Consider the following 26,242-nt stretch of genomic DNA (forward strand, 5'->3'; position numbering starts at 1 on the left):
GACCTCCGATGACCAGGCCGGACGTTTCGTCAAACTTTCAAGCAAGGTAACAGGAGCTGAACAGTACGTGTCCGCTCCGCTACCCGAATGCCCGAAAATCCGCGAACGTCGGCCCGGCCGGGCAAGGCCGTGTGCTCACACCTCCGTGATGCGCGGCGACTCGAGGTACTTCACGAGGTTCGGGGGCGCGTAGGGCGGAGTCATGGTCTCGTGGCGGTAGCGCGCGCACGACGAGAGCGACTCCGACGGCGGGTCCACCACGCCGATTTCGCGGTGGACCGAGCCGAACCACTTGTAGAGCAGGGTCAGCGAGTCGTGCAGCACGCCGAGGTCGTCGGCGGGCGCCAGGCCGTCGAAGCCGTCCGGGGCGAAGACCAGCCCGCACTTCTCGGCCCTGCTCACCAGCCACTGCCGGGCGAGTGCCGACAGGCCCTGCTCGGGGTAGCCGCCGCCGACGTCGGAGTGCGCCCCGGCGAACCAGACCTGCTCGCGTTCCTGGCCGTTCGCGTCAGGCGAGGGCTGCCAGACGGCCGGGCGGAACGCCTTGCGGTGCTCGTCCACGGCCAGTGCCTGGAAGGCCGACTGCACGATCGACGTCAGCTGCGTGTCGTGGAACTGCCAGCGCCGGTTCAGCAGGTTGAGCAGGCGGCCGCCGCTGAGCGGGATGCCCAGCGCGCCCACGGTGTCCCAGACGCCGATGAACCGGATCGGCGTCACGTCCTCGTGCGAGAAGCTGTCGCGGAACTCCCGCGCCGCGGGGCTCGCCGGGCCGGTCGCCGGATCCCGGTCCCGGTAGAGCCGGTAGGCCTCGTCGACGCGGCTCGCGTGCCGGGGGAGGAGCACCCCGCAGTTGCGGATCATGCCCACGGCGCTGCGGGCGGTGTAGGCGCCGCGGCTGAAGCCGAAGAAGAACAGTTCGTCGCCCGGCTCGTAGTGCTCGACGACGAACCGGTAGGCGTCCCGGACGTTGGCGGACAGGCCCCAGCCGAACGCGCCGCCGGCCAGCCGGTCCCACAGCCGCTTCCCGGTCCCGACGCCCTCGTGGTAGTGCACGAGCTGCCTCGTCCCGGCCGGGTCCACCGCGGCGACGGCGTCCTTGACCTTGACGACGTTCGTCGGTGCCTTCTGGGTGAGTGAGTTCCAGGTGCCGTCACAGCAGACGACCAGTCGTTTCGCCATCGTTGCCTCCCCGGCGCCGGACATGCGTGAGTCGCCGCCGGGTGGGAGCGCGTTACTCGATTGCGTATGGGTAACTCATTCCTTGCGATACTTGCACTTGATGTCAATCGCCCACGTCCCTAGCGTCAGGGGCATGAACCTCACCGTCCTCGCGGCGTCCGGCCGGACCGGCCTCGAGCTCACCCGCGAAGCCCTCCGGCGCGGCCACACCGTCACCGCCGTCGCCCGCGACCCCGCCCGCATCGCCCTCCCCGACGGTCCCGGGCTGCGCAAAGCCGCGGCCGACGTGGCCGACCCGGCGAGCGTCGCCGCGGTCCTCGACGCGGACTCGGTCGTGCTGTCCGGACTCGGCACGGACCGCGCCGGGACGCTGCTGGCCGGGGCGGAGGCCGTGATCGCCGCCGGGCCGAAGCGGATCATCTGGCTGGGCGCGTACGGCACCGGCCCGTCCGCCGAGGTGGCGGGGGAAGCCGCCGGCGTGCTCGGGCAGCTCCTGGGCGACCGGCTCGGCGACAAGGTCGCGGCCGACACCGCTGTGCTCGCCGCCGGCGGCACGGTCTTCCACGCCGGAATGCTCGCCGACGGCCCGGAAGACCCCGAGCGGCGCACGGCGGGACTGGCCGAGGCGCCGCCGTTCGACCTCGGGGCGAAGGTCACCCGGGCGACCGTCGCCGCGGCCATGCTCGACGAGGCGGAAGAACCGCGGTTCGCCGGTGCGGTCGCGTTGCCGCTGGCCGGTTAGCCCGCGACGACCTCTTCGAGCGCCGCCGCCACCTGTTCGCGCAGCCAGGCGTGCGCCGGGTCGGAGTCGTAGCGCTGGTGCCAGGTGCAGCTGATCGGCGCCGCGGGGGCCTCCGCCGGCAGCGGGCGGGTGATCAGCCCGAACGCGTCGATCAGCGGGCGGCCGAGGAGCGCGGTGCAGGTGACCAGCACGTCGCCGCGCGCCGCGGTCTGCAGGGCCGTCGACACGGTGGCCACGGCCGCGACCACCCGGCGCTGCAGGCCTTCCGCGGCCAGCACGTCGTCGATCGGCGCGGTGAGCCGGCCGCGCCGGGAGACCAGGACGTGCGGGAACGCCGCGTACGCGCGCAGGTCGAGGCCTTCGGCGCACGGGTGCCCAGCCCGCATCGCGACGACGAGCGTGTCGTGGCCGAGCACCTCGGACCGGAACTCGGGCAGCTCCGGGCGGCCACCGCCGAGTTCGAGGTCGACGCGGCCGTGGCGCAGGTCGTCGGTGTCGGCGGAGTTCTCGGCCAGCACCCGCAGCCGGACCCCGGGCGCCCGCTCCTGGAACCGGCCGGTGAGCACCGGGACCACGGACGCCGCCAGCGCGTCGTGGCACTGGATCGTGAAGGTGCGGTCCAGCTCCGCCAGGTCCAGCTCGCGGGACGGCGTCAGGACGTCGCGGGCCTGCCGGACCAGCCGGTGCACGTCCTCCCGGACCGCCAGCGCGTACGGCGTCGGCGCCATCGTGTGGCCGGTGCGCACGAGGATGTCGTCGCCGGTCACCTTGCGCAGCCGCCCGAGCGTGCGGCTCACCGCCGGGGACGACAGGTGCAGCCGCTCGGCGGCGCCCATCACGCTGCCCTCCTCGAGCAGCGCGTCGAAGACCGTGAGCAGGTTCAAGTCGAGGTGCACGACCGCAAGACAACCACAGGAGGAACCATGGCCCACGAACTGCTCGCCGCCGCAGTCCGCGAAGCGGGTGCCCGGATCCTGGCGCGCTACGCCGGTGACCCGCGGCCGCCCGGTCTGCCGGAGCTGCTGGCGAACCTGCACGACAACGACGCCGCCGTCGTCGACGTGCTGCGCCCGGCGCTGGCCGGCATCCGGCCGGACGCGCGCTGGCTCGACGACGAACACGGCGCCGGGCCGCTCGAACCGGGCGAGTGGTGGCTCGTCGACCCGGTCGGCGGCAACGTCAACGCGGTGCACGGGATGCCCGACTGGAACATCGGGGTCAGCCTCGTCCGCGACGGGCGCCCGGTGCTGTCGGCGGTGTACGCCCCGGTGCTCGACGAGCTGTTCACCGCGGAAGCCGGCGGCGGCGCGTTCCTGAACGGGGTGCCGCTGCGCGTCTCCGCCAAGACGTCGCTCGACGGCGCGCTCGCCGGCACCGGGCAGGCGAAACCCGGGCACGACGCCGAGTTCTTCGAGCGCATGGGCCGGTCGTTCACCGCGATGTCCGCCGCCGCGCTGTACGTGCGGATCTCGGTGCCGGTCAGCCACCAGCTCGCCCAGCTCGCGGCGGGCCGGATGGACGTGCACTGGCAGCTGGACAACGTCCGCTCGCACGCGGCGGGGGTGCTGCTGGTGCAGGAAGCCGGCGGCGTGGTGACCGACCTGGACGGCAAGCCGTGGGACCTCACGAGCGAGAGCTACCTCGCCGCCGCGCCCGGCGTGCACGCGGCGGCGCTGGCAGTCCTCACGGCGTGACGGGATCCTTGCTCGGTAGTCGTCCGGCGTGCTCACCCGGCTCCTGCCCGGCGCTCCGTCGAGCAGGTCCAGTTCGCGTAGCCGATCTTGAGCTGGTCGAGCGCCCGCCGCCGGTGGACCTTGGTGCGCACGTGCAGGACAGGCCTCAGGCCAGGCTGACCACGACCCCGGTCTGTCCCGAGGGGACCTCGCCGTGCTGGGGGATCACCTTCCCCGCCGCGTAGGTGCTGATGGTCAGCATCGGCAACCCGGGGTTGTCGACGAACGCGCACTCGTCGGCGCGGAGGTGTCCCGGCGGGGCGTACCCCGCGGCGACCACGGCGTCGATCTGCGCGCGAAGGACTTCTCCGGAATCGCCGGTCCGCAGGGTGATGACCCCCAGGCAGAGGGGTCCGTTGGCGCCGCCGCCGGAAAACGCGTCCAGCAAAACGGTGCCGGTGCGGGCCCCGACGCGATCCGCGACCGCGGAGAGGCGCGCGCGGCGTTCCCGTGACTTGCGCCAGAAGACCATGCCCGCACGTTATCCCGTCCGCGGGAGGCTCAGGGGATCCGGAACGCCCGCCGGTACGCCCCGGGCGTAGTTCCCACCTGGTCACGGAACCGCCGGCGCAAGTTCACCGCCGACGTCAACCCGACCCGGGTCGCGATCGACTCCACCGGCAGGTCCGTGTCCTCCAGCAACGCACGGGCCTCCGTCACCCGGCGTGCCAGCAGCCACGCACCCGGGCTCGTCCCCAGCTGGTCGGTGAACCGGCGCGCCAGCGTGCGCGGGGAAACACCCGCCCGCGCGGCGAGATCACCGACCGACAACGCCGTTCCCAGGCGGTCTGCGGCCCAGTCCAAGAGGCCGTCCAACGCATCCGGGGACGCGGCCGGCGGGGCGAACTGCACCTGCCCGCCTTCGCGGTGCGGCGGCATCACCATGTGGCGCGCGACGAGAGCGGCGTGCGCCGCGCCGTGATCCTTCCGGACCAGGTGCAGGCACAGGTCGATCCCCGCGCCCGCGCCGGCGCTCGTGGCCACGTCGCCGTGGTCCACGTACAGCACGTCCGGCTCGACGTGCACCCGCGGGAACTCGCGCCGCAGCTGGTCGGCGCGGGCCCAGTGGGTCGTCGCCGACCGGCCGTCCAGCAGGCCCGTGCGGGCCAGGGCGAACACGCCGGAACAGATGGTCACCAGGCGGGCGCCGCGGGCGTGGGCGCGCAGCAGCGCACGGCGGACGCGCGCCGGCAACGGGGCTTCGAGCGGCGCCCAGCCCGGGATCAGCACGGTGTCGGCGGTGGCGAGCGCCGACAGTCCACGGGGGACGGACATCGCGTAGCCGGCCGTCGTCGGGACCGGGCCGGGGGTCTCCGCGCAGACGTCGAACTCGTAGTGCCGCGGAACGCCCGCCCGCGGTGTGCCGAAGACCTCGGCGGCGATGCCGAGCTCGAACGTCGACTGCACCGGCCGCACCAGTGCCACCACGCGATGCATGGCACGAAAGTACCCCAAGGTGTCTTCCCGGACACTGTCCACGGCCCGCCGCGGCCGGGCAGGGTGGCGGGCATGCACCCCGAGATCCTCGAGCAGGACGGCTACACCTCCGCCGCCGTCACGGAAGCCCCCGTCCGCGAACTGTTCCCCGGCATCCGCTTCCGTCCACTGTGGACCGGGAAGAACGGAGCGCACGCCGGGGTCCTGGAGATGGACGCCGGCACGGGGTGGCCGCGCCGGGACGTCCACGAACCCGGGCCCGAGGAGGTCTACGTCGTCGCGGGCACCTTCCACGACGGTGCCCGCGACCACCCCGCGGGCACCTTCCTGCACGCGCCGGCCGGGTCCTGGCACGTGCCCGCGAGCGCCACCGGCTGCACCCTGTTCCTCTTCTACCCGGAGGGCTAGAACGGGAAGTGGTTGTGCTGCCCGGCCACCGTGATCCACCGCGTGTCGGTGAAGGCTTCGACGCCCCACCGGCCGCCGAAGCGCCCGTAGCCGGTGGACTTCGCGCCGCCGAACGGGGCCTGCGCTTCGTCGTCGATCGTCTGGTTGCCGACGTGGGCGATCCCGGTGCGCAGCCGCCGCGCCAGCGCCAGCCCGCGGCCCGCGTTCTCCGTGATGACGCCGGTCGTGAGCCCGTATTCGGTGTCGTTGGCGATCTCGACCGCCTCGTCGTCGCTGTCGACCGCGAGCACCGTGACGGCCGGGCCGAAGATCTCCTCGCGGAAGATCCGCATGTCCGCGGTGACGTGGTCCAGCACCGTCGGGGCGTACAGCGCGCCGGTCGCCGGACGGCCGCCGGTGCGGACGCGGGCGCCCTGGGAAACCGCTTCCGCGACCAGTTCTTCGACGTGCCGGGCGCCGCGGGCGTCGATCGCAGGGCCGACGACCGTCGCCGGGTCCGCGGGATCGCCGTGCGGGAGCGCGCCGACCTTCGCGGCCAGCTTCGCCGTGAACTCCTCGGCGATCGAGCGGTGCACCAGGATCCGGTCGGTGGACATGCAGATCTGGCCGGCGTTGTGGAACGCGCCGAACGCGGCGGCGTCCACGGCGTAGCCCAGGTCGGCGTCGTCGAGCACCAGCAGCGCGTTCTTGCCGCCCAGCTCCAGCACGGCCGGCTTGAGGTGCTGCGCCGCGGTCGTGCCGATGATCCGGCCGACGCTCGTCGAGCCGGTGAAGTTGACGATCCGGACGCGGTCGTCGGCGATCAGCGCCTGCGCGACTTCGGCGGCGTCCTCGCGGGCGTTGGTGACGACGTTGAGCACGCCCGGCGGCAGCCCGGCGTCGCGCAGGAGGTCGGCGAGGAACAGCCCGCTCGCGATCGGCGCGTCCTCACTCGGCTTCAGCACGACGGTGTTGCCCACCGCGAGCGGCACCGCGATCGACCGCACACCCAGGATCAGCGGCGCGTTCCACGGCGAGAACGCCGCGACCACCCCGGCGGGCTCCCGCACGGCCAGGGACAGCTGCCCGGGCGTGTCGGTGGTCAGCACTTCGCCCAGCGGCTGGGTGATCGAGGCCGCGGCCTCGCGCAGGATGTTCGCGGCCAGCCCGGCGTTGAACCGCGCCCAGGGAGCGGCGCCGCCGACTTCGCCGGCCATCAGGGTGACGGCGTCGGCGGCGCGCGCGTCGAGGAGTTCGGCCGCCTTCAAGAAGATCGTGCGCCGTGCCGAGGGTGCGGTGGCCGCCCAGCCGGGGAACGCGCGGTGCGCGGCCTCGACGGCACGGGCGACGTCGGCGGGCCGCCCGGCGGCCACGGTCGCGTACACCTCGCCGGTGTAGGGGCTGGTGTCCTCGGTGGTGCGCCCGCCCTCGGCGGGCACCTCCTTGCCGTCGATGAACAGTTCGCGGTGCAGGGTCATGCCCCGAGTCTGGTGCGCGTGCGGCCGGGGCCGGGCGGGCGATTCCACTGGGCGGAAGAGTAGTTCAAGGCTCAATCAATGGCGGATCTGGCAGAGTGGCCGCATGGGGGAGAACTTCGCGGCCGCCGTGGCCGCTGCCGTGCCCGTCGTCCGAGCCGCCCTCCCGCCCGCGCCGGCCGCGGCGCTGGGCCGGCTGGCGCTCGAACCGCCACCGCGGTTCCCGGACTGGCCCGAAGCCGAGGTCGTGCGCTCGCTGCGGTCCGTGCCGTCGTGGGTCGTCGAGCGCGTGCACGGGGCGGTCGAGCTGACGCTGGCGTCGCTGACGATCCCGGCGCCCCCGATCACCGGGGAACTCACGCCGCCGCAGTCCGGCTCGTTCGGCTTCCTCTCAAGCGACAGCGAAGCGGAAGCGGTGCGGGAAGCGCGGCTGCTGATCCAGTTCCGGCCCGACCTGATCGACCTCGTGGCGGACCTGACCGCGGGCGTCACGGCCGACGAAGCCCTCGCGCCGTTCCTGACCGCCGAAGGCGACGAAGCGGCGATCGCGGCCGCACACGGCGCTGCCCACCTTTCGATCGCGCTGGTGACGACGGCGATCGCGGCGCGCGAGGCCGGGCAGCCCGGGATCGCGGCCATCGTGGGGATCGCGCTCGGCGTGGCGGCCGGGCGGCTCCGCGCGACGCCGATGCCCGCCGGGTACGCCGCAGCCGTCCGTGAGAAGGAACGCGCCGAGTACCGGCTGCCCCGTTCCGGGACCACGTTCGTGGACGTCCGCGACCACGTGTTCGCCTTGACCGAAGGCGCTTTCCCGGCGTTCGGCGACTTCGCCGAGAACGGCCTGGCGGAAGCCGCCGCCGGGGGCGTGGTGATCCGCGCCGGCACGGAGGCGGGTTCGGTGCGCGTCGGCGTCCGCGTGCTCGCCGAGCCGCCCGCCGAAGCGGAGACGCACGGCTGGGAAGAGGTCGTGGACCTGTCCTGGCGCGCGGAGCACGGCGGGGCGGCGCTGGCGCCGTCGGCGGGGGTGGGCGTGACGACGCCGCCGTGGCCCGGCGAGTACCGCGTCCGCGTGCACGCCTACGGCCGCGACGACCCGGAGGAGGAGAGCTACGACGTCTGGGTCTGGGCGGCGCCCGCGGAACCGCCCCGGGTGCACGCCCGCGCGGACCGCCTCGGTCACCGCCTGCGCGGCGAGCCCGAACCGGCGCTCGCGGACCGGCCGGAGGTGCGCTACCGCTGGATCCGGCGCTCCAATCTGGCGGTGGCGGCGACGGTCACGGTGGTCACCGGCCTGCCCGTCGCCGAGGTGGTGCGCGGCTTCGGCGCGGACCCGGACCGGCCGGAAGCCTTGGCCGAGCTGAGGCCGGCGTACGCCGACCCGTGGCTGGCGGCGCTGGACCTCGGCGGCGTCGTGCTGGTGATCGAGGAGAACGGTTACCTCGGTTCGCACGAAGAGGTCCTGACGGCGGTGTCGAGGACGGGCCGGGCGGCGAGCATGTTCTGGAACGTCAACGCGGTGACGAGGCTGTCCTTCGCCCGCGGCGGCGAGGTGCTGGCGTCGTTCGAGCCGGGACTGGGGGAGCCGGCCGCCGACCCGGAGGTGACGGCGGCGCTCGCGGGCCTCGACCTGGCGGACTACCGCGACCTCGACGAGAAGGGCCTCGTGGCGGTGGAGCGGTTCACCGGCCGCGGACTCCACGCCGAAGACCTGGAGGACATCGAGCGGGCCGGGGTGGCGTACCGGATCCCGGGCTAGGCCGGTCGCACGCCTAGGCGAGCAGGCCCGCCAGCAACACCTCGGTCAACCGCCGGGCCGCCGGCAACGCGCGTGCCGACGTGATCGCCATCAGCGCCACCCGGACGTCGTCGACCGAGACTCGCGGCCGGAGGACTCCCTCGGCGCCGGCTCGCTCGACCAGCCGCGCGAACGCTTCGGCGTGGTCGCGGCGCCGCTCGGCGAAGGCCGCGCCGCCCAGTGCGCCGACGAGTCCGCGCTCCGCGACCTGCCATTCGCCGAAGCGGTGGAACGTCCGGGTCAGCGCGCGGCGGCTGTCGGGGTCGGCGAGCGCCGCTCGCAGCTGCCGCTCGCACCGCCGCACCTGGCCGTCGAGCACGGCCGCGAGGAGATCGTCGCGCGACGGGAAGTGCCGGTGGACCGTCGCCGGCGCGAGGCCGGCGCGCCGGGCGATCTCGCGCACCGGCAGGTCCACGCCGTCCCGCGCGAACGCCGTGTGCGCCACCGACACCAGGTGCCGCCGGTTGTGCTCGGCGTCCGCCCGGCGCTTGTGCGTCAGTTCGTCCCGCACGGCTCTCACTTCCCGTTCGTCACCGGTGATCACTTCTACCGTAGGCGCATCCGAGGTGAGGAGCGCTCGTGTTCGCAGTCCGGTTCGAACGGTTCGGCCCGCCCGAAGTCCTGTCCCTCGGCTCCCTGCCGGAGCCGCACGCCGGCCCGGGTGAGGTCCGGATCCGCGTGCGGGCGGCCGGGGTCTCGCCGGTCGACCTGGCGATCCGCGCCGGGGAGTCGCGCTCGCCGATCGCGTTGCCGCACATCCCCGGCGTCGACGCGGCGGGCGTGGTCGACGAGGCGAACGCCGACGGCGTCGCGGTGGGCGACGAGGTCTTCGGCGCGGTCGACGTCGCCCGGCTCGGCGGGGCGAGCGCCGAGTTCGCCGTCCTCGCGTTCTGGACGGCGAAACCGCCGTCGATGTCCTGGGAGCAGGCCGGCGGCGCCGCGTCCGGCGTCGAGACGGCGACCCGCGCCCTCGACCTGCTCGACGTCCGCGCCGGCTCGACCCTGCTCGTCGACGGCGCGTCCGGCGGGGTCGGCAGCCTCGCCGTCCTCCTGGCGCTGGCTCGCGGCGCCCGCGTGGTCGGCACGGCCGCGCCGGCCGGCCAGGACTTCCTCGCCGAGCTGGGGGCGAGCCCCGTCCCCTACGGCCCCGGCCTGCGCGGACGTGTCCCGGGGCGGGTCGACGCGGCCCTCGACGTCGCCGGCCGGGGTTCGCTGCCGGAGCTGGTCGAGCTGACGGGGACGCCGTCGAAGGTGGTCACGCTGGCCGACTTCAGCGGCCCGGAGCACGGCGTCCGCGTTTCCGTCGGTGCGCTGGGCGGCCAGCCGGACGGGCGCCACGGCCTCCCGCACGCCGCCGCGCTCTTCGAGGAAGGCCGGTTCTCCGTGCCGCTGCAGGCCGTCTTCCCCTGGGCGGAAGCCGCCGCGGCCCACGCCGTCACCGGGCCGCGGCGGGGCAAGATCGTGCTCCGGGTCCAGGCGGGCGCGGAAATCGGTTCGAGCAGCAGCCGCGAGCGGTTCATCTCCGTGGAGACCGGGTCGCTGGGCGCCGACGCCGGTTCATAGCCCGGGTCCGGCTCGATGCGCAGCTCCGGCACCGGGACGAGGGCCCGCGTTCCCTGCGGCGGTTCTCCGCGTCCAGGCGGACTCTGCGCCCAGCGCAGCAGGGCACGCAGCGCCGGTCACCGGGCGGGGCCCGCTCGGTCAGCCGGTAGGCCCTGGCGTCGTCGCGGCCGAGCACGCCTTCCCGCACCAGGGTCCGGCGCGTCACCCGGGCCGGTCGCGGCGATCGGCGGCACGGGAACCGTGAGCCACCCGGAGATCGACGCGACGCTCGAGCGCGCGCCCGGCCGGCCGGTCCGCTCTCAACCGGCCGGCGCGGCGGCGTGGCAGCGGGAGCCGGAGGGGTCCGCGAACCCGGTGAGCACGCGTGAGGTGACGGTCCGCATCCCGGCGGTCGCGGCGACCGCCGGGCCGACGATGCCCGTCGAGCCCGGCGGCTTCGAACGCCTCACCGGCCGGTCACCGCGGCTCCGCGCGGGCAGCCGTCAGCGCGCGATCTCGTCGACCAACGCCGCCAGCTCGGCCGGCCGCGCCAGGAACGGGGAGTGTCCGCCGGGCAGGTGCCGGACCACCTTCACCCGCCCGCCCTCGATGGCGCGTTCGATGATCACCCCGGGCAGGCTCCGGTCGTCGTCGCAGACGATCAAAGCCGACGGGACGTCCCGCCAGGCCGCCCGGGTCAGCTCCTCGGTGAACGCCTTCGCGCTCTGCGGCCGCAGCCGGGCCACCGCTTCGCGCGCCCGATCTGCCGGGACGTCGTGGTAGTACGCCTCCGAAGGCTCGCCGCCCGGTGCGAAGTCCGCGTCCGGTGGGAACCACGGCCCGCCCAGGGGCGAGACCACCGATTCGCCCTCTTCGAGCACGTGCGCCGCGAGGTAGACGAGCTGCCGGACGTTCGGGCCCGCGGCCTCGGTGGCCGGGACGCCGCCGTAGGAGTGCGCGAGCAGCGTCACCGGGCCGTCGAGCTCCGCCAGGTGCGCCCGCACGGCGTCGGCGTCGGCGTGCATCCCGGCCGCCGGGTCGCCGGACGTGCTCGGGAGGTCCACTGTGGACACCGTCCAGCCGCGGTTCTGCAGCTCGGGGACGAGCAGCTCCCAGCACCAGGGTCCGTGCCAGGCGCCGTGGACGAGCACGAGGTTCATGGTTTCCTCTTTCATGCGGTGAACAACGACCAGTTCTCGGCGTGGGCGAAGCCCATGTCCGCGTAGAGGGGCACGCCCAGCGGGCTGGCGTGCAGGAACGCCGTCCGCGCGCCGACGGTGTGCGCCTCGCGCAGCACGGCGGCGGTCGCGGCCCGGCCGTAGCCGCGGCGGCGGTAGCGGGGCGGGACGCCGATGTTGAACACGCCCACCATGTCACCCACCAGCACGCCGAACGACGTCGCCACCGGGGTGCCGTCGAGCTCGGCGACGTAGCCGCGCATGGTCGGGTGGTCGAGCACCGACGGCCGGGCGAAGACGGCGAACAGCGCGTCCGGGCCTTCGTACCCGGCGGCCATCGTGGTCCGGTACCTGTCACTGTCCACACCGGACACGGGCCGCACCTCGAGGCCGTCGGGATCGGTGCCGTGGCCGGCGTCGATGTCCTTCACCATGAAGGGCAGCAGCGACCGCTGGTTCAGGCCGTGGGCGGCCGCGGTGGCGACGATCCGGTCGTCGACCCGCTCGCCGCGCACCTGGACGCTCCACGCCGCGCCCGCCAGCCGCGGTGAGTCCGCGAATTCGGCGATTTCGGCCGGGTCCGGTTCGGCGGCGACGCTGATGACGCCGTTGAGCAGGGGCATCGGCGCCCCCGAAACCAGCTCGGCGGTCCCTGCCGCGCCCTCGCGGAAGGAGCCGCCCGGCTGGGTCCCGGCGAACAGCGCCATGGCGCCGATCCAGGCCCGTGCGGCCCGGTCGGTCGTGCCGTTTTCCATCGTTTTCCTTTTCTCTCGCGGTGACGCCTGATGCGTAACCTGCCAAACTGGTCACATGGAGCACGCGTTCCCCTGCGGCCACCTCGCGCTCGACTTCGCGGGCACGCTGAAGGCGCGGCGCACCGCCGTGCCGCGGGAAGCGCTGCGCACGCCCCGCGACCTCGACGCCTGGTTCACCGGGTCCGGCGTCGCCGATCGCGCCCCGGGCTGCCGTCCCGCCGACCTCGCCGCCGCGGTCGCCCTGCGCGAGGCCGGCTACGCCCTGGTCCGCGCCCGTCTCCTCCGCGAACCCGGCCCCACCGCCGCGATCGGGGTGCTCAACGCGGCGGCGGCGCGGCCACCCGCCGTCCCGCGGCTGGGCCGGCGCGGGCGGACGGTGTCGGCGACGCCGGAGCAGGCGCTGTCCACCGTGGCCCGCGCCGCCGTCGACCTCCTCGGCGGCCCGGAAGCCGAGCTGCTGCGGGAATGCGGCCGTCCCGAGTGCACCCAGGTCTACCTGGACACTTCGCGCGGCGCGCGCCGCGAGTGGTGCGCGATGGCCACCTGCGGCAACAAGATGAAGGCGCTGGCCCACCGCGCCCGGCAGCGCGGCAACCCGCCGTTGAGCCCGGCGCGCCTGGGTGCGTAGGTCATGCCCTCACGCTAGGGCTGCGGTGTGGACGTTCGATCTACGCCGCGGCGGCGGCGTAAACCGCACGTACACACCGCGGGCTGTCACACGGCGCGCCCCACCGGTGTCTTGAGGGCGTCCACCCGACGACACCAGTGAGGACCAAGCCATGGAAACCCGCCTCGACCTGTTCACCACCGAAACCGGCGCCCGGCTCGGCAAGCGGTTCGCCGCGCTCGGCCAGGTGATCGAGCGGTCGCCGCTGCCGGCGGCCACCCGGGAGCTGGTCAGCCTCCGGGCCAGCCAGATCAACGGGTGCGGCTGGTGCATCGACATGCACACCAAGGAAGCGGCGGCCGCGGGGGAGACGGCCGTCCGGCTCAACCTCGTCGCCGCGTGGCGGGAGTCGACCGTGTTCACCGAAGCCGAGCGGGCCGCGCTCGCCGTGGCCGAGGAGGGCACCCGCCTCGCGGACGCCTGCGAAGGCGTGTCCGACGAAACCTGGGCGCGGATGCGCGAGCACTACGACGACGAGCAGGCCGCCGCGCTGGTCGCGTTGGTCGCCCTGATCAACGCGGCCAACCGGCTGGCCGTGCTCGTGCACCAGAAGGGCGGATCCTACGAACCGGGGATGTTCGCCGCGTTCGGTGAGTGACGCTTCAGCAGCGTGGCGAGGACGGTGCCGACCACGACCACGGGGACGATCGCGAGGAACGCCCCGCCGATGTGGCCGGCCACGTCGTCGCCCAGCAGGGTGCCGAAGACGGCCACCCCGAAGGCCGCGCCGATCGACCGGGCGAACGTGACCACCGCGCTGGCGGCCCCGATGTCCGCTGACGGCACCGCGTTCTGCGCCGCCGTCAGCGCGACCATCGGGACCATGCCGATGCCGATCCCGGTGACGAGGAAGTAGCCGAGCACGGCGAGCGGCGCGGTGCCGGGCGCCAGCGTGCTCAGCAGCAGGAGCCCGGCGACGTTCAGCGCGAGCCCGGTCACCAGGACCGGCCGCACCCGCGCCGGGTCCGCCACCCACCGCCCGGCGAAGGACTGGCTGACGACCAGCCCGAGCACCAGCGGCAGCAGGTGCACGCCGGACAGGGTCGCCGACACGCCGTCGACGACCTGCAGGTACGTCGGCAGGTACACCAGGACGCTGAACATCGCGACGTTGGCGATGAACCCGACGAGTGCGGCGATGACGACCGTCCGCGAGGCGAACATCGCCGGCGGCAGCACGGGGGCCGCGGCCCGGCGTTCGACCGGGATCACCAGGGCCACCAAGGCGATCGCCGCGACGACGAGCACCAGGGTGCCCGGCGCGGTCCAGCCCCACCGGGGCCCGAAGGAGGTGATGAGGACCAGCGCGGTGGCCGCGCCGGCCAGCAGCAGCGCGCCGGGGTAGTCGATGCGGGCCGTGGACTTCTTCCGCGCGGGGGCGGGCAGGGCGCGCGCGGCGAGGACCACGGCCACCAGCCCGACCGGCACGTTGACCAGGAACGCCCACCGCCACGAGAGGTGGTCGGTGAACAGGCCGCCCAGCAGCGGGCCGGCGATGCTGGCGACGCCGTAGACCGAGCCGAACCGGCCCTGGTACCGGCCGCGTTCGGCGGGCTCGACGATGTCGCCGACGAGCGCGAAGGTCAAGACGATCATCCCGCCGCCCGCGAGGCCCTGCAGGGCGCGGGCGGCGACGAGCTGCGGCAGGTCCTGGGCCAGGCCGCAGAGCGCGGAGGCGAGCAGGAACGCCGTCGTGGCGACGAGGTACAGGCGCTTGCGCCCGAGCATGTCGCCGAGCTTGCCCCACAGCGGCGTGGCGGCGGTCGAGGCGAGCAGGTAGGACGCGGTGATCCAGGCGATGTCGCGGAACCCGCCGAGGTCGGCGGCGATCTTGGGCAGGGCGGTGGCCACGATGGTCTGGTCCAGCGCGGCCAGCAGGACGGCGAGGAAGAGGGCCGCCACGGCCGGGCGCACCGCGGGTCTGGCGGGGGTGTCGACGCTCATCGGTCTTTCTTTCCCGGAACGGTGATGGTCTTGTATTCGGTGTAGGTGCCGAGCCCGACAGCGCCGTATTCGCGGCCGAGGCCACTGGCCTTGAAGCCGCCGAACGGGCCGTCGAAGCCGATCGGCGCGCCGTTGACGGTGACGGTGCCGGTCCGGATGCGGCGCGCGAAGGCCAGCGCGTGCGCCGGGTCGGCCGACCACACCCCGCCGGAGAGGCCGTATTCGGAGTCATTCGCGATGCGGACCGCGTCGTCCTCGTCGTCGTAGGGGAGGACGACCAGGACCGGGCCGAAGATCTCCTCCTGCGCGATGCGCATCGACGGGTCGACGTCGGCGAACAGCGTGGGCGTCACGTAGTTGCCCGCTTCCAGCCCGGCCGGGACCTCGGCGCCGCCGGTGACGAGCCGGGCGCCCTCCTCGACGCCGGTGCGGACGTAGTCGAGCACGCGCTGCTGCTGGTCCCGGCGGATCATCGGCCCGATGAACGTCTTTTCGTCGGCGGGGTCGCCGACCGGAAGCGATTCGATCAGGTCCTTCAACCCGGCGACCACCTCTTCGTAGCGGCTGCGCGGCGCGAGGACGCGCGTCTGCGCGATGCACGATTCGCCGTTGTTGAGCAGGGAACCGAACTTGACGCCCTGGATCGCCGCGCCGAGGTCGGCGTCGGGCAGGAACACGACGGCGGACTTGCCGCCGAGTTCGAGGCTGACCCGCTTGAGCTGCTCGCCGGCCAGCGACGCGATGCGGCGGCCGGCGCGGGTCGACCCGGTGAACGCGATCTTGTCGATGTCCGGGTGCTTCACCAGGTGCTCGCTGGTTTCGCGGTCCGCGGGCAGCACGCTGACGACGCCCTCGGGCAGCCCGGCGTCCGCCAGCAGGTCCGCGAGCAGGCTCATGCTGAGCGTGTTCTCGGGCGAAACCTTGAGGACGACGGTGTTCCCGGCGAGCAGCGCGGGGATGATCTTGGCCAGCGCCGAGGAGAACGGCGAGTTCCACGGGATGACCGCGGCCACCACGCCGACCGCCTCCCGCCGCACGACCGACCGGAACGGCGCGGCGGGGTCCGACGGCTCGAGCGTCTGCTCCCAGCCGAACTCCTCGGCCGCCTTGAGGTAGGCGTTGGCCTGCCGGGTCAGCCCGGGCTGACCGGCCTGGGTGAACCACAGTGCCGAGCCGTTCTCCGCGGAGATGAGCGCCGCGATTTCGGCGGCGCGCTGCTCGCGCAGGGCGGTCAGCCGCCGGATCACGGCGATCCGTTCCGCGGGCGCGGTTCGCGGCCACGGGCCTTCGTCGAAGGCCAGCCGGGCGGCCGCGACGGCCCGGTCGACGTCGGCGGGCAGCGCCTGCACCGCGTGGCCGAGCACCGAGTTGTCGTGCGGCGAAACGATGTCGAGCGGCTCGGTGCTGCTCGGGGTGGTCCACGCGCCGCCGACGAAGAGCTGGTTCCGGGTGATCACTGGCTTCCTCCTGTGCCGTTTTCTGTCTCATCAATGTAGCACTTAACTCGACGAAGCAGCGCACGTGTGAGACGGTGCACAGACGTACCCGGGTGACGTACACGCACGGCGTCACCCGACGCTCGCGAGCGCGCGCGGCACCGGCTTAACCTCCCGCCCATGCACCGCCGGGCACCCGTGGCCGAACCGAAAGCGCGGCTCACCGTCCTCGGCCCGCCCGGCGCCGTCGACGGGGACGGCACCGGGCTGGACCTCGGTTCCCCGCAACAGCAAGCCGTGCTGCTGGCGCTGCTCGCCGGCGGCGGCCGGTTCGTGCCGACCGGCGAGCTGATCGACGGCCTCTGGGGCGAGCGCGCGCCGGCCACCGGGGAGGCGGTCGTCCGCACGTACATCTCACGGCTCCGGCGCGTGCTCGCCGGGCACGGCCTCGGTGCGGCGATCCACTCCCGGGCCGGCGGCTACCTGCTCGAACCGGCGGCGTTCGCGGTCGACGCCACCGAGTTCACGCGGCTGGCCGAGGCGGCCCGCCGGGACCGCGCGGCCGGGAACGCGGCCGCGGCGGCGGAGCGGCTGGAGGAGGCGCTCGCGCTCTGGACCGGCACCGCGCTGGCCGGGGTCCCCGGCGAGGCGGCCGAACGGGAGCGGGCACGCCTGGAACGGCTCAAGCTGCTCGCCACCCAGGACTTGCTCCGGCTGCGCCTCGACCTGGGCCGGCACGCCGAAGTGGTGGCCGAGGTGCCCGCGCTCATCGAGCTCAACCGGCTCGAAGAACCGCTGTACGAGATCCACCTGCTCGCCCTCGACCGCGGCGGCCGGCGGGCCGAGGCGCTGGCTGTCTACCGCGCGGTCCACGACCTGTTCGGCCGGGAGCTGGGCATCGCGCCCGGACCCCGGCTGCGCGAGATCCACGAAGGGATCCTGCGGGCCGGGGAACCGCGGCGGGCCCCGGCCGGGCGGGCGCGGTGGTTCGTCGGCCGGGACGCCGAGCGCGCCGCCTTCGCCGCCGTGCTGAACCGCGGCGGGACGCTCTTCCTCCGCGGTCCCGCGGGGATCGGCAAGTCGACCCTGCTGCGCCGGTTCGCCGACGACGCCGCGGCCGCCGGGCGCCCGGCGTGGCTGCTCCACGGCCTGACGACCGCCGAACTGCGGAGCCGGCTCGAGCAGGTCGCCCTGGACGCGCCGAGCCCGGTCCTGCTCGTCGACTCGTTCGAGCGGCACCGCGAACTCGAACCCTGGCTGCGCGAGGACTACCTCCCCGGGCTGCCGGGCGACGCCGTCGTCGTCGTGGCCGGGCGGCACGGCCCCGGTGTCGCCTGGCGGACGGACCCGGCGTTCGCCGGCACGCTGACCGTCCGGCACCTGGAAGCCCTCGGCCCGGCGGAATCGGCGGCACTGCTGGAAGCCCGGGGGATCGCGCCCGGGCTCGGTGCGTCCATTGCGGACTTCGCCGCGGGGCACCCGCTCGTGCTCGCGCTGGCCGCCGAGGTCGGCCGGGACCTGACGGGCACCGGGCAGCCGGCCCGGCGTGAGGCCGTGCGGTACGTCGTCGACACCGTGCTGGAGGTCCTGCTCGACGACGTGCCCACCGCCCGCCACTGGCAGGCCCTGTACGTGTGCGCGCACGCCCGCTACACGACCGAAGACCTGCTGCGCGTGGCGATTCCGGACGGCGACGCCGCCGAGCTGTTCGACTGGCTGCGGGCACAGCCCTGCGTCGGGACGCCGGGCCACGGCCTGGACGTCGACGGGGTGCTGCGGGCCGCCTTGGACGCGCACCTGCGCTGGCGCGACCCGGCCGGCTACGCGCGGATGCACCGGCGGATCCGCGACCACGCCTTCACGACGCTCCTGCGTGAGGCCACCGAACCGGAGGCGGCCGTGGCCGTCGTGCGGACCCTCGGTCACCTGTGCGGCGGCGTCCTGCGCCGGTCGGTCTCGGTGGCCGGGGAAGCGGGCGTGCGGGCCTCCGTCGTGACGCCGGCCGAGCACGACGAGCTCGTCGCGCTGGCCCGCGACACCCACGGCGAGGCCACCGCCGCGTCCGTCCGGCGCTGGCTCGACCGCCGTCCCGAAGCGTTCACGGTCCTGCGCGGGGACGGCCGCGTGCGGGCGTTCCTGAGCCGGCTGACGTTCGGCGATCTCGACGAACTGGCCGGCGACCCGGTGCTCGCGGCGATCCGGCGGGACGCGGACTTGCCGGCGGGCAAGCACCTCGCCGTCACGCGGCACCTGATCGGCCCGGCCGGCCCCGGCCCGGTCACCGACGTCCTGCTGGCGCGGTTGCTGCGCGGCTGGCTCCACGACCCCGGGCTGGCGGCCTCGTACGTCGTCGTGCGACGGGAGTGGTGGGAACCGCTGCTGGACCACTTTGGCCACCGCGAGATCGGCGCGCCGCACGCGGAGTTCGCCGTCTACGGGTACGACTGGCTCGCCGACCCGCCCGCTCGCTGGCTGGAGCGCCACGTCGAGGACGAGCTGCGGGACCGCGTGAACCTCTTTCAGCCGAACGTGAAGGAGTAGGCCTGCGTGCCGGGGCTGAGCGACAACGTCAGCTCGCCGGACCCGGACTGCTTGTCCAGCACGGTGTACAGCGTCGGCGGGCCGTCGACCGCGATGGTGCGCGTGCCGTCCACGGTCACCGTTCCCGTCCCGCCGAGGACGAGGTGGACGGACGTCGCGCGGAAGGACAGCCGCAGCCGGGCGCGGGGACCGGCGGTCAGGTGCTCGGGATCCGCCGTCCACGTGCCGTCGAGCGCGAAGGTGTCGCGGTCGACGGCCGCGGGGAAGGTGTAGCCGCGGGTCTGCCCGGTCGCGACGAGGCTGCCGCTGGTCGCGAGGGGAGCGTGTGCGGCGCCGAGGTACGTCTCGGGGGTCAGCGCACCGGCCGGGGTCGTGTCGGGGACGTCGGTGGGCCGGGGGAGCGAGGGCGTTCCGGCGTCGGTGAGCGCGGCGCGGATCTGCTCTTCGAAACCGGCGTACCCGCCTTCGCCGAAGCTGGTGCGCCGGACCTGCCCGGTCGCGTCGACGAGGTAGGCGGCGGGCCAGTACTGGTTGCCGTAGGCGGTCCAGGTGGCGTAGTCGTCGTCGATCGCGACCGGGTAGGTGACGCCGAGGGCTTTCGCCTGGTCGGCGACGTTGGCGGGGTCGTGCTCGAAGGCGAACTCCGGGGTGTGCACGCCGACGACCGTCAGCCCGGCGTCGCGGTAGGCGTCGGACCACCGTTCGAGGTGCGGGAGGGCGCGCTGGCAGTTGATGCAGCTGTAGGTCCAGAAGCTGACCACCACGACCTTCCCGCGCAGCGCCCGCAGTGACACGGGTTGCCCGCCGGGGGTGTTGAGCCAGGTGGTGATGCCGGTGAACTCCGGGGCGTGGGTCAGCCGGTCGAGCTGCTCGGTGCCGACGGCCCGCTGCGCGGCGGCCGTGTAGTCGGGCACGGCGCGCTGCAGCGGCGCGGCGAGGTCGAACGCGGTGACGGCGGCGACCAGCAGCAGAGCGGCCCCGGTGGCGGCGCGCAGCCCGCGCGCGTGCGCCCGCAGGAACCGCGCGCGGCGGGCGAGCGCACCACCGGAGGCGGCGAGCACGAGCAGCGGAATCCCCGTGCCCACACCGAAGGCGGCGGTCAGCAGCAGGCTGTCGAACCCGATCCGGTGCGTCGCCCCGACGACGGCGATGGTGGCCAGCACCGGTCCCGCGCACGGCACGTACACGAGACCCAGCGCGAGACCGGTGGCGAACCCGCCCCGGCCGGGCGCGGCGGCCCGCCCGCGCAGCCGCGCGAACGGCCGTTCCAGCAGCTCGCCGGCGCGTGGGACGAGCAGCCCGATCCCCAGCAGCACCAGCGCCGCGATCCCGGCGTCCCGCACCAGCCCGGTGGGCAACCCGAGTGCGGCGAGCACGAGCGAACCGAAGAGCGTCGTGAGGCTGAAGCTGGTCACCAGCCCGCCGACGACACCCCAGGGCCGGCGCGCACCGGCGGTCAGCACGACGGGCAGGACGGGCAGCACGCACGGCGAGACGCTGGTGACGATCCCGGCGAGCAGGCCGGCGAGCACGAGGGTGGGCACGAGCCGAACTTAGCCGTGTTCGTAACCGGTCTGGCTGGTTACGAATCGACGGTAAGGCTTTTGTCATGGTCTCAGCGGTGTGACGGTTGTCCGTTGGAAGGCGACAGCGGAGAGTATGTTGAGGGGGTGAGAGCCGACGCCGCGCGCAACCTCGAACTCCTCCTGACCACAGGCGCCCGCATGCTCGCCGACGACCCGGCCACGAGCATCGCGGCCATCGCCACGGCGGCGGGCGTGGACCGCCGCACGGTGTACCGCCGTTTCACCGGCCGCGAAGAACTCCTGACGGCGGTGTACGAGGCCCGGTTGGACGCGATCGAGACGGCCATCGAGGCGGCCAGGCTCGAGGAGGCCCCGGTGGCGGTGGCCCTGCACCGGTACGTCGAGGAGATCGTGGGCGTCAACCGCAAGTGGCCGGCGGAGCTGGCGACGATGCGCACGGACCCGGCGATCTGGGAGCGCCGGCTTCGGTCGGTCGAGGCAGTGGACCGGTTCCTGCAGCGGGCGACCGAACAGGGGTTGATCCGGGACGGGGTGCCGGAGCGGTGGCCGGGGAACGTGCTCGGCCAGCTGGTGCACCTGGCGACGCGGGAGATGCCGGGGTTGAGCGACGCTCAGGCGGCGGACGTCATCGTGGACACGTTCCTGCGGGCGTTCGGAACGGAGAGGTAGCCGGCCGCGGCCGAACACTCGCCGGCTCGGTGCTTTGGCGGCCGTACTCGGGCAGCCTCGGGTGCTTGGGCGGTCTCGCCGCCACTGGACCGTTCCGCTGCCTGCTGCCTGCTGCCCGTTCGCCCCAGGCCCAGTGGCTGGCTTCGACGCCTCGCTGCCCCGCCCCGCTGCCGGCCGTACTCGGCCAACTCAGGTGCTTGGCTGACCCTGCCGCCGCTGCCCCGCTGCCCCAGGCCCTGTGACCAGCTTCGCCGGCTGGCCTGCCCGCCGCGCCCGGCCCGCCGACTCCGCCGCGCTGCTGGCCGACTCCGCCGGCCTTCTCTGGCCCGGCCCGGCTGGCTGGCCCGTCGGCCCTGTTCCCTCCGCCAGCCGGTCCGCGCTGCCGACTTCGCCGCGGTGGCCCGGCAGGCCCATCTGGCCGCCCCGCGGACTCCGCCGTGGCCTCTCGGCCGACTCGCCGGCCAGGCCGACTCACTTGGCTGACTTCGCCGCCCTGCCGCCCTATCACCCTGCCGCTCCGACCCACCTGGCGGCTCCGCGGCAGCGGAGCCGACCCGCAACCTCACCGCCGCTTGCCACCCCGCCCCGGTCAGCTCCCGCAACCCCGGCCGACCCCCAAACCCCCAGCGCGTATACCAACTATCGGCACCCCCTCCCTAAACTCCAACGGATGCCCGACCCCACCTACGATCCCGAACTCGCCGCCCTCCTCCCCGCCCTCTCCGGCCAAGTCCCCGTAGGCATGACCGCCGACCAACTCGCCCACTACCGCGCACTCCCGTTCCCCACCATCGACGAGCAGATCGGCGACCGCCCGGTCACCTGGGCCGACCACACCATCCCCGGGTACGGCGGCGCCGACATCACCGTCTCCGTCATCGAACGCGCGGACGGCCGCCGCAGTGGGCTCGGGATCTACCACGCCCACGGTGGGGGAATGGTGATGGCCGACCGGTTCGCCTCCGTCCACCCGCTGATCGACTGGGTTCTGGAGCACGACGCCGTCGCCGTCACCGTCGAGTACCGGCGTGCGCCCGAACACCCCGATCCCGTGCCCGTCGAGGACTGCTACGCCGGTCTAAAGTGGACGGCCGCGCTCGGGTTCGGACGGCTTGTCGTCTTCGGTGGCAGCGGGGGAGCCGGGCTCGCCGCCGGTACGGCCCTGCTCGCGCGGGATCGCGGGGGCCCCGCGATCACCGGCCTGCTGCTCCAGTGCCCGATGCTCGACGACCGGAACGAGACCGTCTCCGCGCGCCAGTACGACGGCGTCGGTGTCTGGGACCGGACCAGCAACCTGACCGCCTGGACGATGGTCCTCGGCGACCGCCGCGGGACCGGCGACGTCTCGCCGTACGCGGCTCCGGCCCGGGCGACCGACCTCGGTGGACTGCCGCCGGTGTTCGTCGACGCCGGGGCCGTCGAGGTGTTCCGGGACGAGGCCGTCGCCTTCGCGAGCGCGGTCTGGGCCACCGGGGGCGAGGCCGAACTGCACGTCTGGGGCGGTGCGTTCCACGGCTTCCACGACATCGCCCCGGAATCGGCCGTCGCCGAGGCGTGCGTGGCCGCGCGGGAGTCGTGGCTGCGGCGGCTGCTCGCGCGGCCCGCCTGAGCGCCGGGGCCGCCGGTCGGTCACCATGGTGCGGTGTCCGAAACCCCCGCGGGCCGGCCCGGGCCCGGCCTGCTGTACCTGGTGAAACAGCTCGAGCTCGTCGTCCGGGCCCGGCTGGACGAGGTGCTGCGCCCGGTCGCGCTCACGCCGTTGCAGTACACCGCGCTCACCGTGCTGGAGCGGCGCTCGGGCCTCACGACGGCGGAGCTGGCGCGCAACTCGTTCGTCACCGACCAGGCGATGGCCGACATGGTGGTCGCGCTCGAACGGCAGGGCTTCCTCGCGCGGGACGGCGACCCGCGCGACCGGCGCCGCCGCGTGCTCCGGCTGACCGGCCCCGGTGCCGACGTCCTCGACCGCGTCCGCGACGACGTGGCCGCGGTCGAAGAACGGATGCTTTCCAAGCTGGACGCCGGTGACGCCGCCCGGTTCCGGGACTACGTCGTCGCCTGCCATTCGGCGCTGTCGGACCGGCCGTCCCACTGAATAAGTACAGGAAACCTGTACATCCCCGCGTCGTCGTGGCACCCTGCCCGCATGAGCATGCGCAGGTGGTACGGCCGCGTGATCGCACTGGCCGCTTCGATCGTGACGGCGCTCGGCCTGACCGCGGGAGCCGCCGCCGCGGCCGGGCACCACACCGGACAGCTGCCGGACGGCGCCACCTGGGTGGCCGACGTGCCGGCCGCCTGGAACGGCACGACCATCCTGTACAGCCACGGGTTCGGCCCGCTCAGCGCGCAGGACGCACCCGACGACGCCACCCGTGACGCGCTCCTCGCCCGCGGGTACGCCCTGGTCGGGTCGTCCTACAGCGGCGCGTCGTGGTGGGCGCTCGCCTCCGCCGTCGACGACCAGTTCGGCGCGCTGGCGGCGCTCGAGCGGGTGACCGGCCACCCCCGGCGCACGCTCGGGTGGGGCACGTCCATGGGCGGGCTCGTCAGCGCGCTCGAAGCCGAAACCCCGCGCCTCGACGGCGTGCTGAGCACGTGCGGTCTCGTCGCCGGTGCGCTCAACCTGAACGCCTACCAGCTGCACGGCGAATACGCGCTCGCCCGGCTGCTCGCGCCGGAGCAGGACGTCAAGCTGGTCCGGTTCGCCGACGCGGCCGAAGCGAGCGCGTCGGCCGCCGCCCTGACCAAGCTGGCGACCGACGGCCAGGCCACCCCGGCGGGCCGCGCGCGGATCGCGCTGGCCGCCGCGTTCCTCAACGAGGCGGGCTGGTTCACCGGCCCGACCCCGCCGGCGCCGACCGACTACCCGGGCCAGGAAGTCCAGCAGCAGCAGGAACTCGCGCAGTTCGTGCTCGGCTTCGTGGTGAGCGGCCGCTACCAGGTCGAGCTGGCCGCGGGCGGCAACAGCGCGGCCACCGCGGGCGTCGACTACCGGGCCCTGCTGGCCGGCAGCAGCCACGCCCGCCAGGTCCGTGCCCTGTACCGGACGGCCGGTCTCGACCTCGACGCCGACCTGGCGGCGCTCACCCGCGACGCGGACATCCGCCCGGACCCGCAGGCGGTCCGCACCCTCGCGCGCACGTCGATGGCGACCGGCCGGCTGCGCGTCCCGACGCTGGACATCCACACCACGGCCGACCAGCTGGTACCGGTCGAGCAGGAGGACTGGTACGCCGGTCAGGTCCACCGGGCCGGGCGCGGGGCGTTGCTGCGCCAGGCGTACGTCGGGGCGACCGGCCACTGCGCGTTCCGGCCGGCCGAGAGCGTCGCGGCCTTGCAGGCGCTCGAATCCCGCGTCGAGTCCGGGCGCTGGGGCGACGTCGCGGAACCAGGGCGCCTGAACGCGGCCGCCGCCGCGCTGGGGGAGGACGGGCGGTACGTCCGGTTCGACCCGCCGCGGCTGACCGGCGGGCTCAGCGCCCGCGGTTGACCGCGCTGATCGTGTCCTGGAGTCGTTGCCGCGCGGTCGAAAGGCCGTCACGCGGGGCCGCCGCCGGTGCGACTTCCGGCTCACCCGCCGGACCCGGAACGGGGAAGACCGCCTTCTCCCCGGGCAGCGGGACACCCGGGCAGATGGTCGCCGCCGGGCGGGCGGCGCCGAGGTAGAACCCGTTCACCAGATCGTCCACACAGGAGTTGCCGCCCACCGCGTACTGGCCGTGGAACGGCGAATCGGCCACCGAGACCATCGGGACGCCGGCCGCCCGCGCCGCCGACTCGGCCTGTTCGTAGCCCGTCTGCGGGTCGAACTCGCCCTGGACGACCAGGACGTTCTTCGCCGCGCTCGGCGGCAGCTTCGGCAACTCGTGGCGGGGGAGCTCGGACCAGTACCCGCACGGCTCGCTGAGGCCGTACGCCCAGCCGAACAGCGGGTACGTCGGCCCCTGCAGGTCGCTGAGCAGCTTGTACCAGCCCGACGTCCGCGACGGCTGGTCCGCGCACGCCACCGCCAGCCGGGTGCCGGGGACGTCGGCGTAGTCCGGTTCGGGCTCCGCCAGCGTCCGCACCACGCCCGCGGGGGTCAACGACGCGGCCGGCACCCCGAACACCGCGCGCGAGACGTCGTCGAGGTCCTCCTCCAGCGCCGCGGGCGGCGGGGCGGCCGGGGTGCCGTCGAGCGCGGCCGCGCCCTTGGTGAGGATCAGCGCGCCGGTCAGCCACTGGCGGGTGCTGCCGTTGCCGACGAAGACGTGGTCGAAGATGTCCGGCGACAGCCCTTCGCGCTTGAAGAACGCGCGCAGCCGTTCCCACTTCGCCCGGACCTGGCCGGCGGTCTTGCCGAGCTGCTCGGGGTAGCGGCGGGCCAGCCAGGGCGCGTAGACGTCGTCGAACTGGCGCTGGTCGATCTTCGGGAACGCCTCGAACGCGGCCTGGAGGCGGCCTTCGAAGTTCACGCTGGAGTCGAGCACGAACTTGCCGGTGCGGTCCGGGAACAGCGACGCGTACTTCGCGCCCAGCCAGGTGCCGTAGGAGAAGCCGAGGTAGTTGAGCCGGTCGTCCTTCAGCAGCGCGCGGATCAGGTCCATGTCGTGCGCGGTCTGCCAGGTGGTGACGTAGGGCGCGACCGCGTCGCTCTGGCACGCCTCGGCCACCGCCCGCGGCGCGCGCTGGTGCTGCGCGATGCTGGCGGCCGAGCGGTCGCGGGCGTCGAGGTCGTCCTCCTCCGGCAGCCGCCCGGTCGGCACGCGGCAGACGAACCCGGCGTCGTCGCCGCCTTCCTGGCCGGTGCCGCGGGGGTCCATGCCGACGACGTCGAAGTGCTCGTTCAACGCCGGTTCCAGCCCGGCCAGCGCGCCGGCGAGCGAGGTGCCCCGGCCACCGGGCCCGCCGGGGTTGACCAGGATCGCCCCGCGCCGGCTCCCGGTGGCGGCGGCCCGGCTGATCGCCACCTCGAGGTCGGTGCCGGCGCCGGGCGCCGCCCAGTCCCGCGGGACGGTGATCCGCGCGCACTGCGCGGGCTGCGCTTCGATCCGCTTGGCGAACGGGCAGCTGCCCCACGCCACCTGCTGCGTCAGGTACGGCGCGAGCGGATCGGGCGTGGTCGCGGCCGCGGGCGCGGTCGTCACCACCAGCACCGAGACGGCCACCGCCAACCCTGCTCGGGACGTTCGCACCGCAGTTCCCTTCGTCGCGCTCCGGCCGGGGAATCCAA

The 26,242-nt window shown here is 74.4% G+C and carries 24 protein-coding genes and 1 pseudogene; 12 read left to right on the forward strand and 13 right to left on the reverse strand.

Annotated features, from left to right (window positions below; all coding sequences use genetic code 11):
• Positions 1-135 precede the first annotated feature (135 nt).
• Positions 136-1,179: a DUF2235 domain-containing protein gene (locus ACLJQM_RS40070; protein ID WP_247022894.1), complete on the reverse strand. Its 1,044-nt coding sequence runs from the start codon at positions 1,177-1,179 to the stop codon at positions 136-138.
• A gap of 133 nt (positions 1,180-1,312) precedes the next feature.
• Here ACLJQM_RS40070 and ACLJQM_RS40075 point away from each other — a divergent pair, with 133 nt between their 5' ends.
• Complete coding sequence (locus tag ACLJQM_RS40075) at positions 1,313-1,921, forward strand: NAD(P)-dependent oxidoreductase (RefSeq protein WP_247022895.1); 609 nt, start codon at positions 1,313-1,315, stop codon at positions 1,919-1,921.
• Here the strand turns inward: ACLJQM_RS40075 and ACLJQM_RS40080 are convergent.
• The gene (locus ACLJQM_RS40080) at positions 1,918-2,817 is read right to left on the reverse strand and encodes a LysR family transcriptional regulator (RefSeq protein WP_247022896.1); all 900 of its coding nucleotides are present in this window, start codon (positions 2,815-2,817) and stop codon (positions 1,918-1,920) included. The two genes, ACLJQM_RS40075 and ACLJQM_RS40080, sit on opposite strands and share 4 nt — an antisense overlap.
• 27 nt (positions 2,818-2,844) lie before the next feature.
• On the opposite strand from ACLJQM_RS40080, the gene ACLJQM_RS40085 reads away from it, so the two are divergent.
• Positions 2,845-3,615, forward strand: coding sequence for an inositol monophosphatase family protein (locus ACLJQM_RS40085; protein WP_247022897.1), 771 nt, complete (start codon positions 2,845-2,847; stop codon positions 3,613-3,615).
• A gap of 145 nt (positions 3,616-3,760) precedes the next feature.
• On the opposite strand, the gene ACLJQM_RS40090 is transcribed toward ACLJQM_RS40085, so the two are convergent.
• A complete protein-coding gene (locus ACLJQM_RS40090) occupies positions 3,761-4,126 on the reverse strand; it encodes a hypothetical protein (RefSeq protein ID WP_410635546.1) in 366 nt (121 codons plus the stop codon).
• A gap of 29 nt (positions 4,127-4,155) precedes the next feature.
• Positions 4,156-5,091 (reverse strand): GlxA family transcriptional regulator, encoded by a 936-nt coding sequence (locus ACLJQM_RS40095; RefSeq protein ID WP_410635547.1) that lies wholly within the window; start codon positions 5,089-5,091, stop codon positions 4,156-4,158.
• A 72-nt stretch (positions 5,092-5,163) separates the two neighbouring features.
• Between ACLJQM_RS40095 and ACLJQM_RS40100 the strand changes: the two genes are divergently transcribed.
• Positions 5,164-5,499: a cupin domain-containing protein gene (locus ACLJQM_RS40100; protein ID WP_410635548.1), complete on the forward strand. Its 336-nt coding sequence runs from the start codon at positions 5,164-5,166 to the stop codon at positions 5,497-5,499.
• Here ACLJQM_RS40100 and ACLJQM_RS40105 read toward each other — a convergent pair.
• The gene (locus tag ACLJQM_RS40105) at positions 5,496-6,956 is read right to left on the reverse strand and encodes an aldehyde dehydrogenase (RefSeq protein WP_410635550.1); all 1,461 of its coding nucleotides are present in this window, start codon (positions 6,954-6,956) and stop codon (positions 5,496-5,498) included. The two genes, ACLJQM_RS40100 and ACLJQM_RS40105, sit on opposite strands and share 4 nt — an antisense overlap.
• A 103-nt stretch (positions 6,957-7,059) precedes the next feature.
• Here ACLJQM_RS40105 and ACLJQM_RS40110 point away from each other — a divergent pair, with 103 nt between their 5' ends.
• Positions 7,060-8,709 carry a DUF6461 domain-containing protein gene (locus tag ACLJQM_RS40110; RefSeq protein ID WP_410635551.1) on the forward strand — a complete coding sequence of 550 codons (1,650 nt, stop codon included), beginning with the start codon at positions 7,060-7,062 and terminating at the stop codon, positions 8,707-8,709.
• 13 nt (positions 8,710-8,722) lie between these two features.
• Here the strand turns inward: ACLJQM_RS40110 and ACLJQM_RS40115 are convergent, their stop codons facing one another.
• A complete protein-coding gene (locus tag ACLJQM_RS40115; RefSeq protein WP_410635553.1) occupies positions 8,723-9,259 on the reverse strand; it encodes a TetR/AcrR family transcriptional regulator in 537 nt (178 codons plus the stop codon).
• A 68-nt stretch (positions 9,260-9,327) separates the two neighbouring features.
• Between ACLJQM_RS40115 and ACLJQM_RS40120 the strand changes: the two are divergent.
• A pseudogene (locus ACLJQM_RS40120) lies at positions 9,328-10,218 on the forward strand (NADP-dependent oxidoreductase); the annotation flags it as partial.
• Between the two features lie 392 nt (positions 10,219-10,610).
• Here ACLJQM_RS40120 and ACLJQM_RS40125 read toward each other — a convergent pair.
• From ACLJQM_RS40125 to ACLJQM_RS40135, 3 genes are read right to left on the reverse strand one after another with little or no spacing between them, the layout of a single operon-like run.
• The gene (locus tag ACLJQM_RS40125; RefSeq protein WP_410635555.1) at positions 10,611-10,760 is read right to left on the reverse strand and encodes a hypothetical protein; all 150 of its coding nucleotides are present in this window, start codon (positions 10,758-10,760) and stop codon (positions 10,611-10,613) included.
• 33 nt (positions 10,761-10,793) lie between these two features.
• Positions 10,794-11,450, reverse strand: a complete 657-nt coding sequence (locus tag ACLJQM_RS40130; protein ID WP_410635557.1) for an alpha/beta hydrolase — start codon at positions 11,448-11,450, stop codon at positions 10,794-10,796.
• Between the two features lie 11 nt (positions 11,451-11,461).
• Positions 11,462-12,223 (reverse strand): GNAT family N-acetyltransferase, encoded by a 762-nt coding sequence (locus tag ACLJQM_RS40135; protein ID WP_410635558.1) that lies wholly within the window; start codon positions 12,221-12,223, stop codon positions 11,462-11,464.
• A 55-nt stretch (positions 12,224-12,278) separates the two neighbouring features.
• Here ACLJQM_RS40135 and ACLJQM_RS40140 point away from each other — a divergent pair, with 55 nt between their 5' ends.
• Positions 12,279-12,851, forward strand: a complete 573-nt coding sequence (locus ACLJQM_RS40140; protein WP_360770433.1) for a CGNR zinc finger domain-containing protein — start codon at positions 12,279-12,281, stop codon at positions 12,849-12,851.
• Between the two features lie 151 nt (positions 12,852-13,002).
• Positions 13,003-13,488, forward strand: coding sequence for a carboxymuconolactone decarboxylase family protein (locus ACLJQM_RS40145; protein ID WP_410635560.1), 486 nt, complete (start codon positions 13,003-13,005; stop codon positions 13,486-13,488).
• Here ACLJQM_RS40145 and ACLJQM_RS40150 read toward each other — a convergent pair.
• Positions 13,452-14,834, reverse strand: a complete 1,383-nt coding sequence (locus ACLJQM_RS40150) for an MDR family MFS transporter (protein WP_410635561.1) — start codon at positions 14,832-14,834, stop codon at positions 13,452-13,454. The two genes, ACLJQM_RS40145 and ACLJQM_RS40150, sit on opposite strands and share 37 nt — an antisense overlap.
• Positions 14,831-16,291, reverse strand: coding sequence for an aldehyde dehydrogenase (locus ACLJQM_RS40155; protein ID WP_410635562.1), 1,461 nt, complete (start codon positions 16,289-16,291; stop codon positions 14,831-14,833). The genes ACLJQM_RS40150 and ACLJQM_RS40155 overlap by 4 nt, the downstream gene beginning before the upstream one ends.
• Positions 16,292-16,450: 159 nt before the next feature.
• Between ACLJQM_RS40155 and ACLJQM_RS40160 the strand changes: the two genes are divergently transcribed.
• Positions 16,451-18,811 (forward strand): BTAD domain-containing putative transcriptional regulator, encoded by a 2,361-nt coding sequence (locus tag ACLJQM_RS40160; RefSeq protein WP_410635565.1) that lies wholly within the window; start codon positions 16,451-16,453, stop codon positions 18,809-18,811.
• Here ACLJQM_RS40160 and ACLJQM_RS40165 read toward each other — a convergent pair.
• The gene (locus ACLJQM_RS40165; protein ID WP_410635566.1) at positions 18,790-20,355 is read right to left on the reverse strand and encodes a cytochrome c biogenesis protein DipZ; all 1,566 of its coding nucleotides are present in this window, start codon (positions 20,353-20,355) and stop codon (positions 18,790-18,792) included. The genes ACLJQM_RS40160 and ACLJQM_RS40165 overlap by 22 nt on opposite strands.
• Before the next feature lie 126 nt (positions 20,356-20,481).
• Between ACLJQM_RS40165 and ACLJQM_RS40170 the strand changes: the two genes are divergently transcribed.
• From ACLJQM_RS40170 to ACLJQM_RS40185, 4 genes are all read left to right on the forward strand, one after another.
• Entirely contained in the window at positions 20,482-21,027 is a 546-nt protein-coding gene (locus tag ACLJQM_RS40170) for a TetR/AcrR family transcriptional regulator (protein ID WP_410635568.1), read from the forward strand.
• Positions 21,028-21,697: 670 nt separating this feature from the next.
• On the forward strand, positions 21,698-22,636 hold the full coding sequence (locus tag ACLJQM_RS40175; RefSeq protein WP_410635570.1) for an alpha/beta hydrolase fold domain-containing protein: 939 nt from the start codon (positions 21,698-21,700) through the stop codon (positions 22,634-22,636).
• Between the two features lie 33 nt (positions 22,637-22,669).
• Positions 22,670-23,122: a MarR family winged helix-turn-helix transcriptional regulator gene (locus tag ACLJQM_RS40180; RefSeq protein WP_247022913.1), complete on the forward strand. Its 453-nt coding sequence runs from the start codon at positions 22,670-22,672 to the stop codon at positions 23,120-23,122.
• 51 nt (positions 23,123-23,173) lie between these two features.
• A complete protein-coding gene (locus ACLJQM_RS40185) occupies positions 23,174-24,520 on the forward strand; it encodes an alpha/beta hydrolase (protein ID WP_410635572.1) in 1,347 nt (448 codons plus the stop codon).
• Here ACLJQM_RS40185 and ACLJQM_RS40190 read toward each other — a convergent pair.
• Positions 24,504-26,177: an alpha/beta fold hydrolase gene (locus ACLJQM_RS40190; RefSeq protein ID WP_410635574.1), complete on the reverse strand. Its 1,674-nt coding sequence runs from the start codon at positions 26,175-26,177 to the stop codon at positions 24,504-24,506. The two genes, ACLJQM_RS40185 and ACLJQM_RS40190, sit on opposite strands and share 17 nt — an antisense overlap.
• Positions 26,178-26,242: the final 65 nt, after the last annotated feature.

The organism is Amycolatopsis sp. cmx-4-83, from assembly GCF_046548815.1.
Lineage (GTDB): Bacteria > Actinomycetota > Actinomycetes > Mycobacteriales > Pseudonocardiaceae > Amycolatopsis > Amycolatopsis pretoriensis_A.

Coding starts and splice junctions, on each gene's coding strand:
- ACLJQM_RS40085 (WP_247022897.1), top strand. CDS start 2,845: ATGGCCCACGAACTGCTCGCCGCCGCAGTCCGCGAAGCGGGTGCCCGG.
- ACLJQM_RS40175 (WP_410635570.1), top strand. CDS start 21,698: ATGCCCGACCCCACCTACGATCCCGAACTCGCCGCCCTCCTCCCCGCC.
- ACLJQM_RS40090 (WP_410635546.1), bottom strand. CDS start 4,126: ATGGTCTTCTGGCGCAAGTCACGGGAACGCCGCGCGCGCCTCTCCGCG.
- ACLJQM_RS40185 (WP_410635572.1), top strand. CDS start 23,174: ATGAGCATGCGCAGGTGGTACGGCCGCGTGATCGCACTGGCCGCTTCG.
- ACLJQM_RS40150 (WP_410635561.1), bottom strand. CDS start 14,834: ATGAGCGTCGACACCCCCGCCAGACCCGCGGTGCGCCCGGCCGTGGCG.
- ACLJQM_RS40140 (WP_360770433.1), top strand. CDS start 12,279: ATGGAGCACGCGTTCCCCTGCGGCCACCTCGCGCTCGACTTCGCGGGC.
- ACLJQM_RS40145 (WP_410635560.1), top strand. CDS start 13,003: ATGGAAACCCGCCTCGACCTGTTCACCACCGAAACCGGCGCCCGGCTC.
- ACLJQM_RS40070 (WP_247022894.1), bottom strand. CDS start 1,179: ATGGCGAAACGACTGGTCGTCTGCTGTGACGGCACCTGGAACTCACTC.
- ACLJQM_RS40100 (WP_410635548.1), top strand. CDS start 5,164: ATGCACCCCGAGATCCTCGAGCAGGACGGCTACACCTCCGCCGCCGTC.
- ACLJQM_RS40135 (WP_410635558.1), bottom strand. CDS start 12,223: ATGGAAAACGGCACGACCGACCGGGCCGCACGGGCCTGGATCGGCGCC.
- ACLJQM_RS40095 (WP_410635547.1), bottom strand. CDS start 5,091: ATGCATCGCGTGGTGGCACTGGTGCGGCCGGTGCAGTCGACGTTCGAG.
- ACLJQM_RS40130 (WP_410635557.1), bottom strand. CDS start 11,450: ATGAACCTCGTGCTCGTCCACGGCGCCTGGCACGGACCCTGGTGCTGG.
- ACLJQM_RS40105 (WP_410635550.1), bottom strand. CDS start 6,956: ATGACCCTGCACCGCGAACTGTTCATCGACGGCAAGGAGGTGCCCGCC.
- ACLJQM_RS40110 (WP_410635551.1), top strand. CDS start 7,060: ATGGGGGAGAACTTCGCGGCCGCCGTGGCCGCTGCCGTGCCCGTCGTC.
- ACLJQM_RS40075 (WP_247022895.1), top strand. CDS start 1,313: ATGAACCTCACCGTCCTCGCGGCGTCCGGCCGGACCGGCCTCGAGCTC.
- ACLJQM_RS40160 (WP_410635565.1), top strand. CDS start 16,451: ATGCACCGCCGGGCACCCGTGGCCGAACCGAAAGCGCGGCTCACCGTC.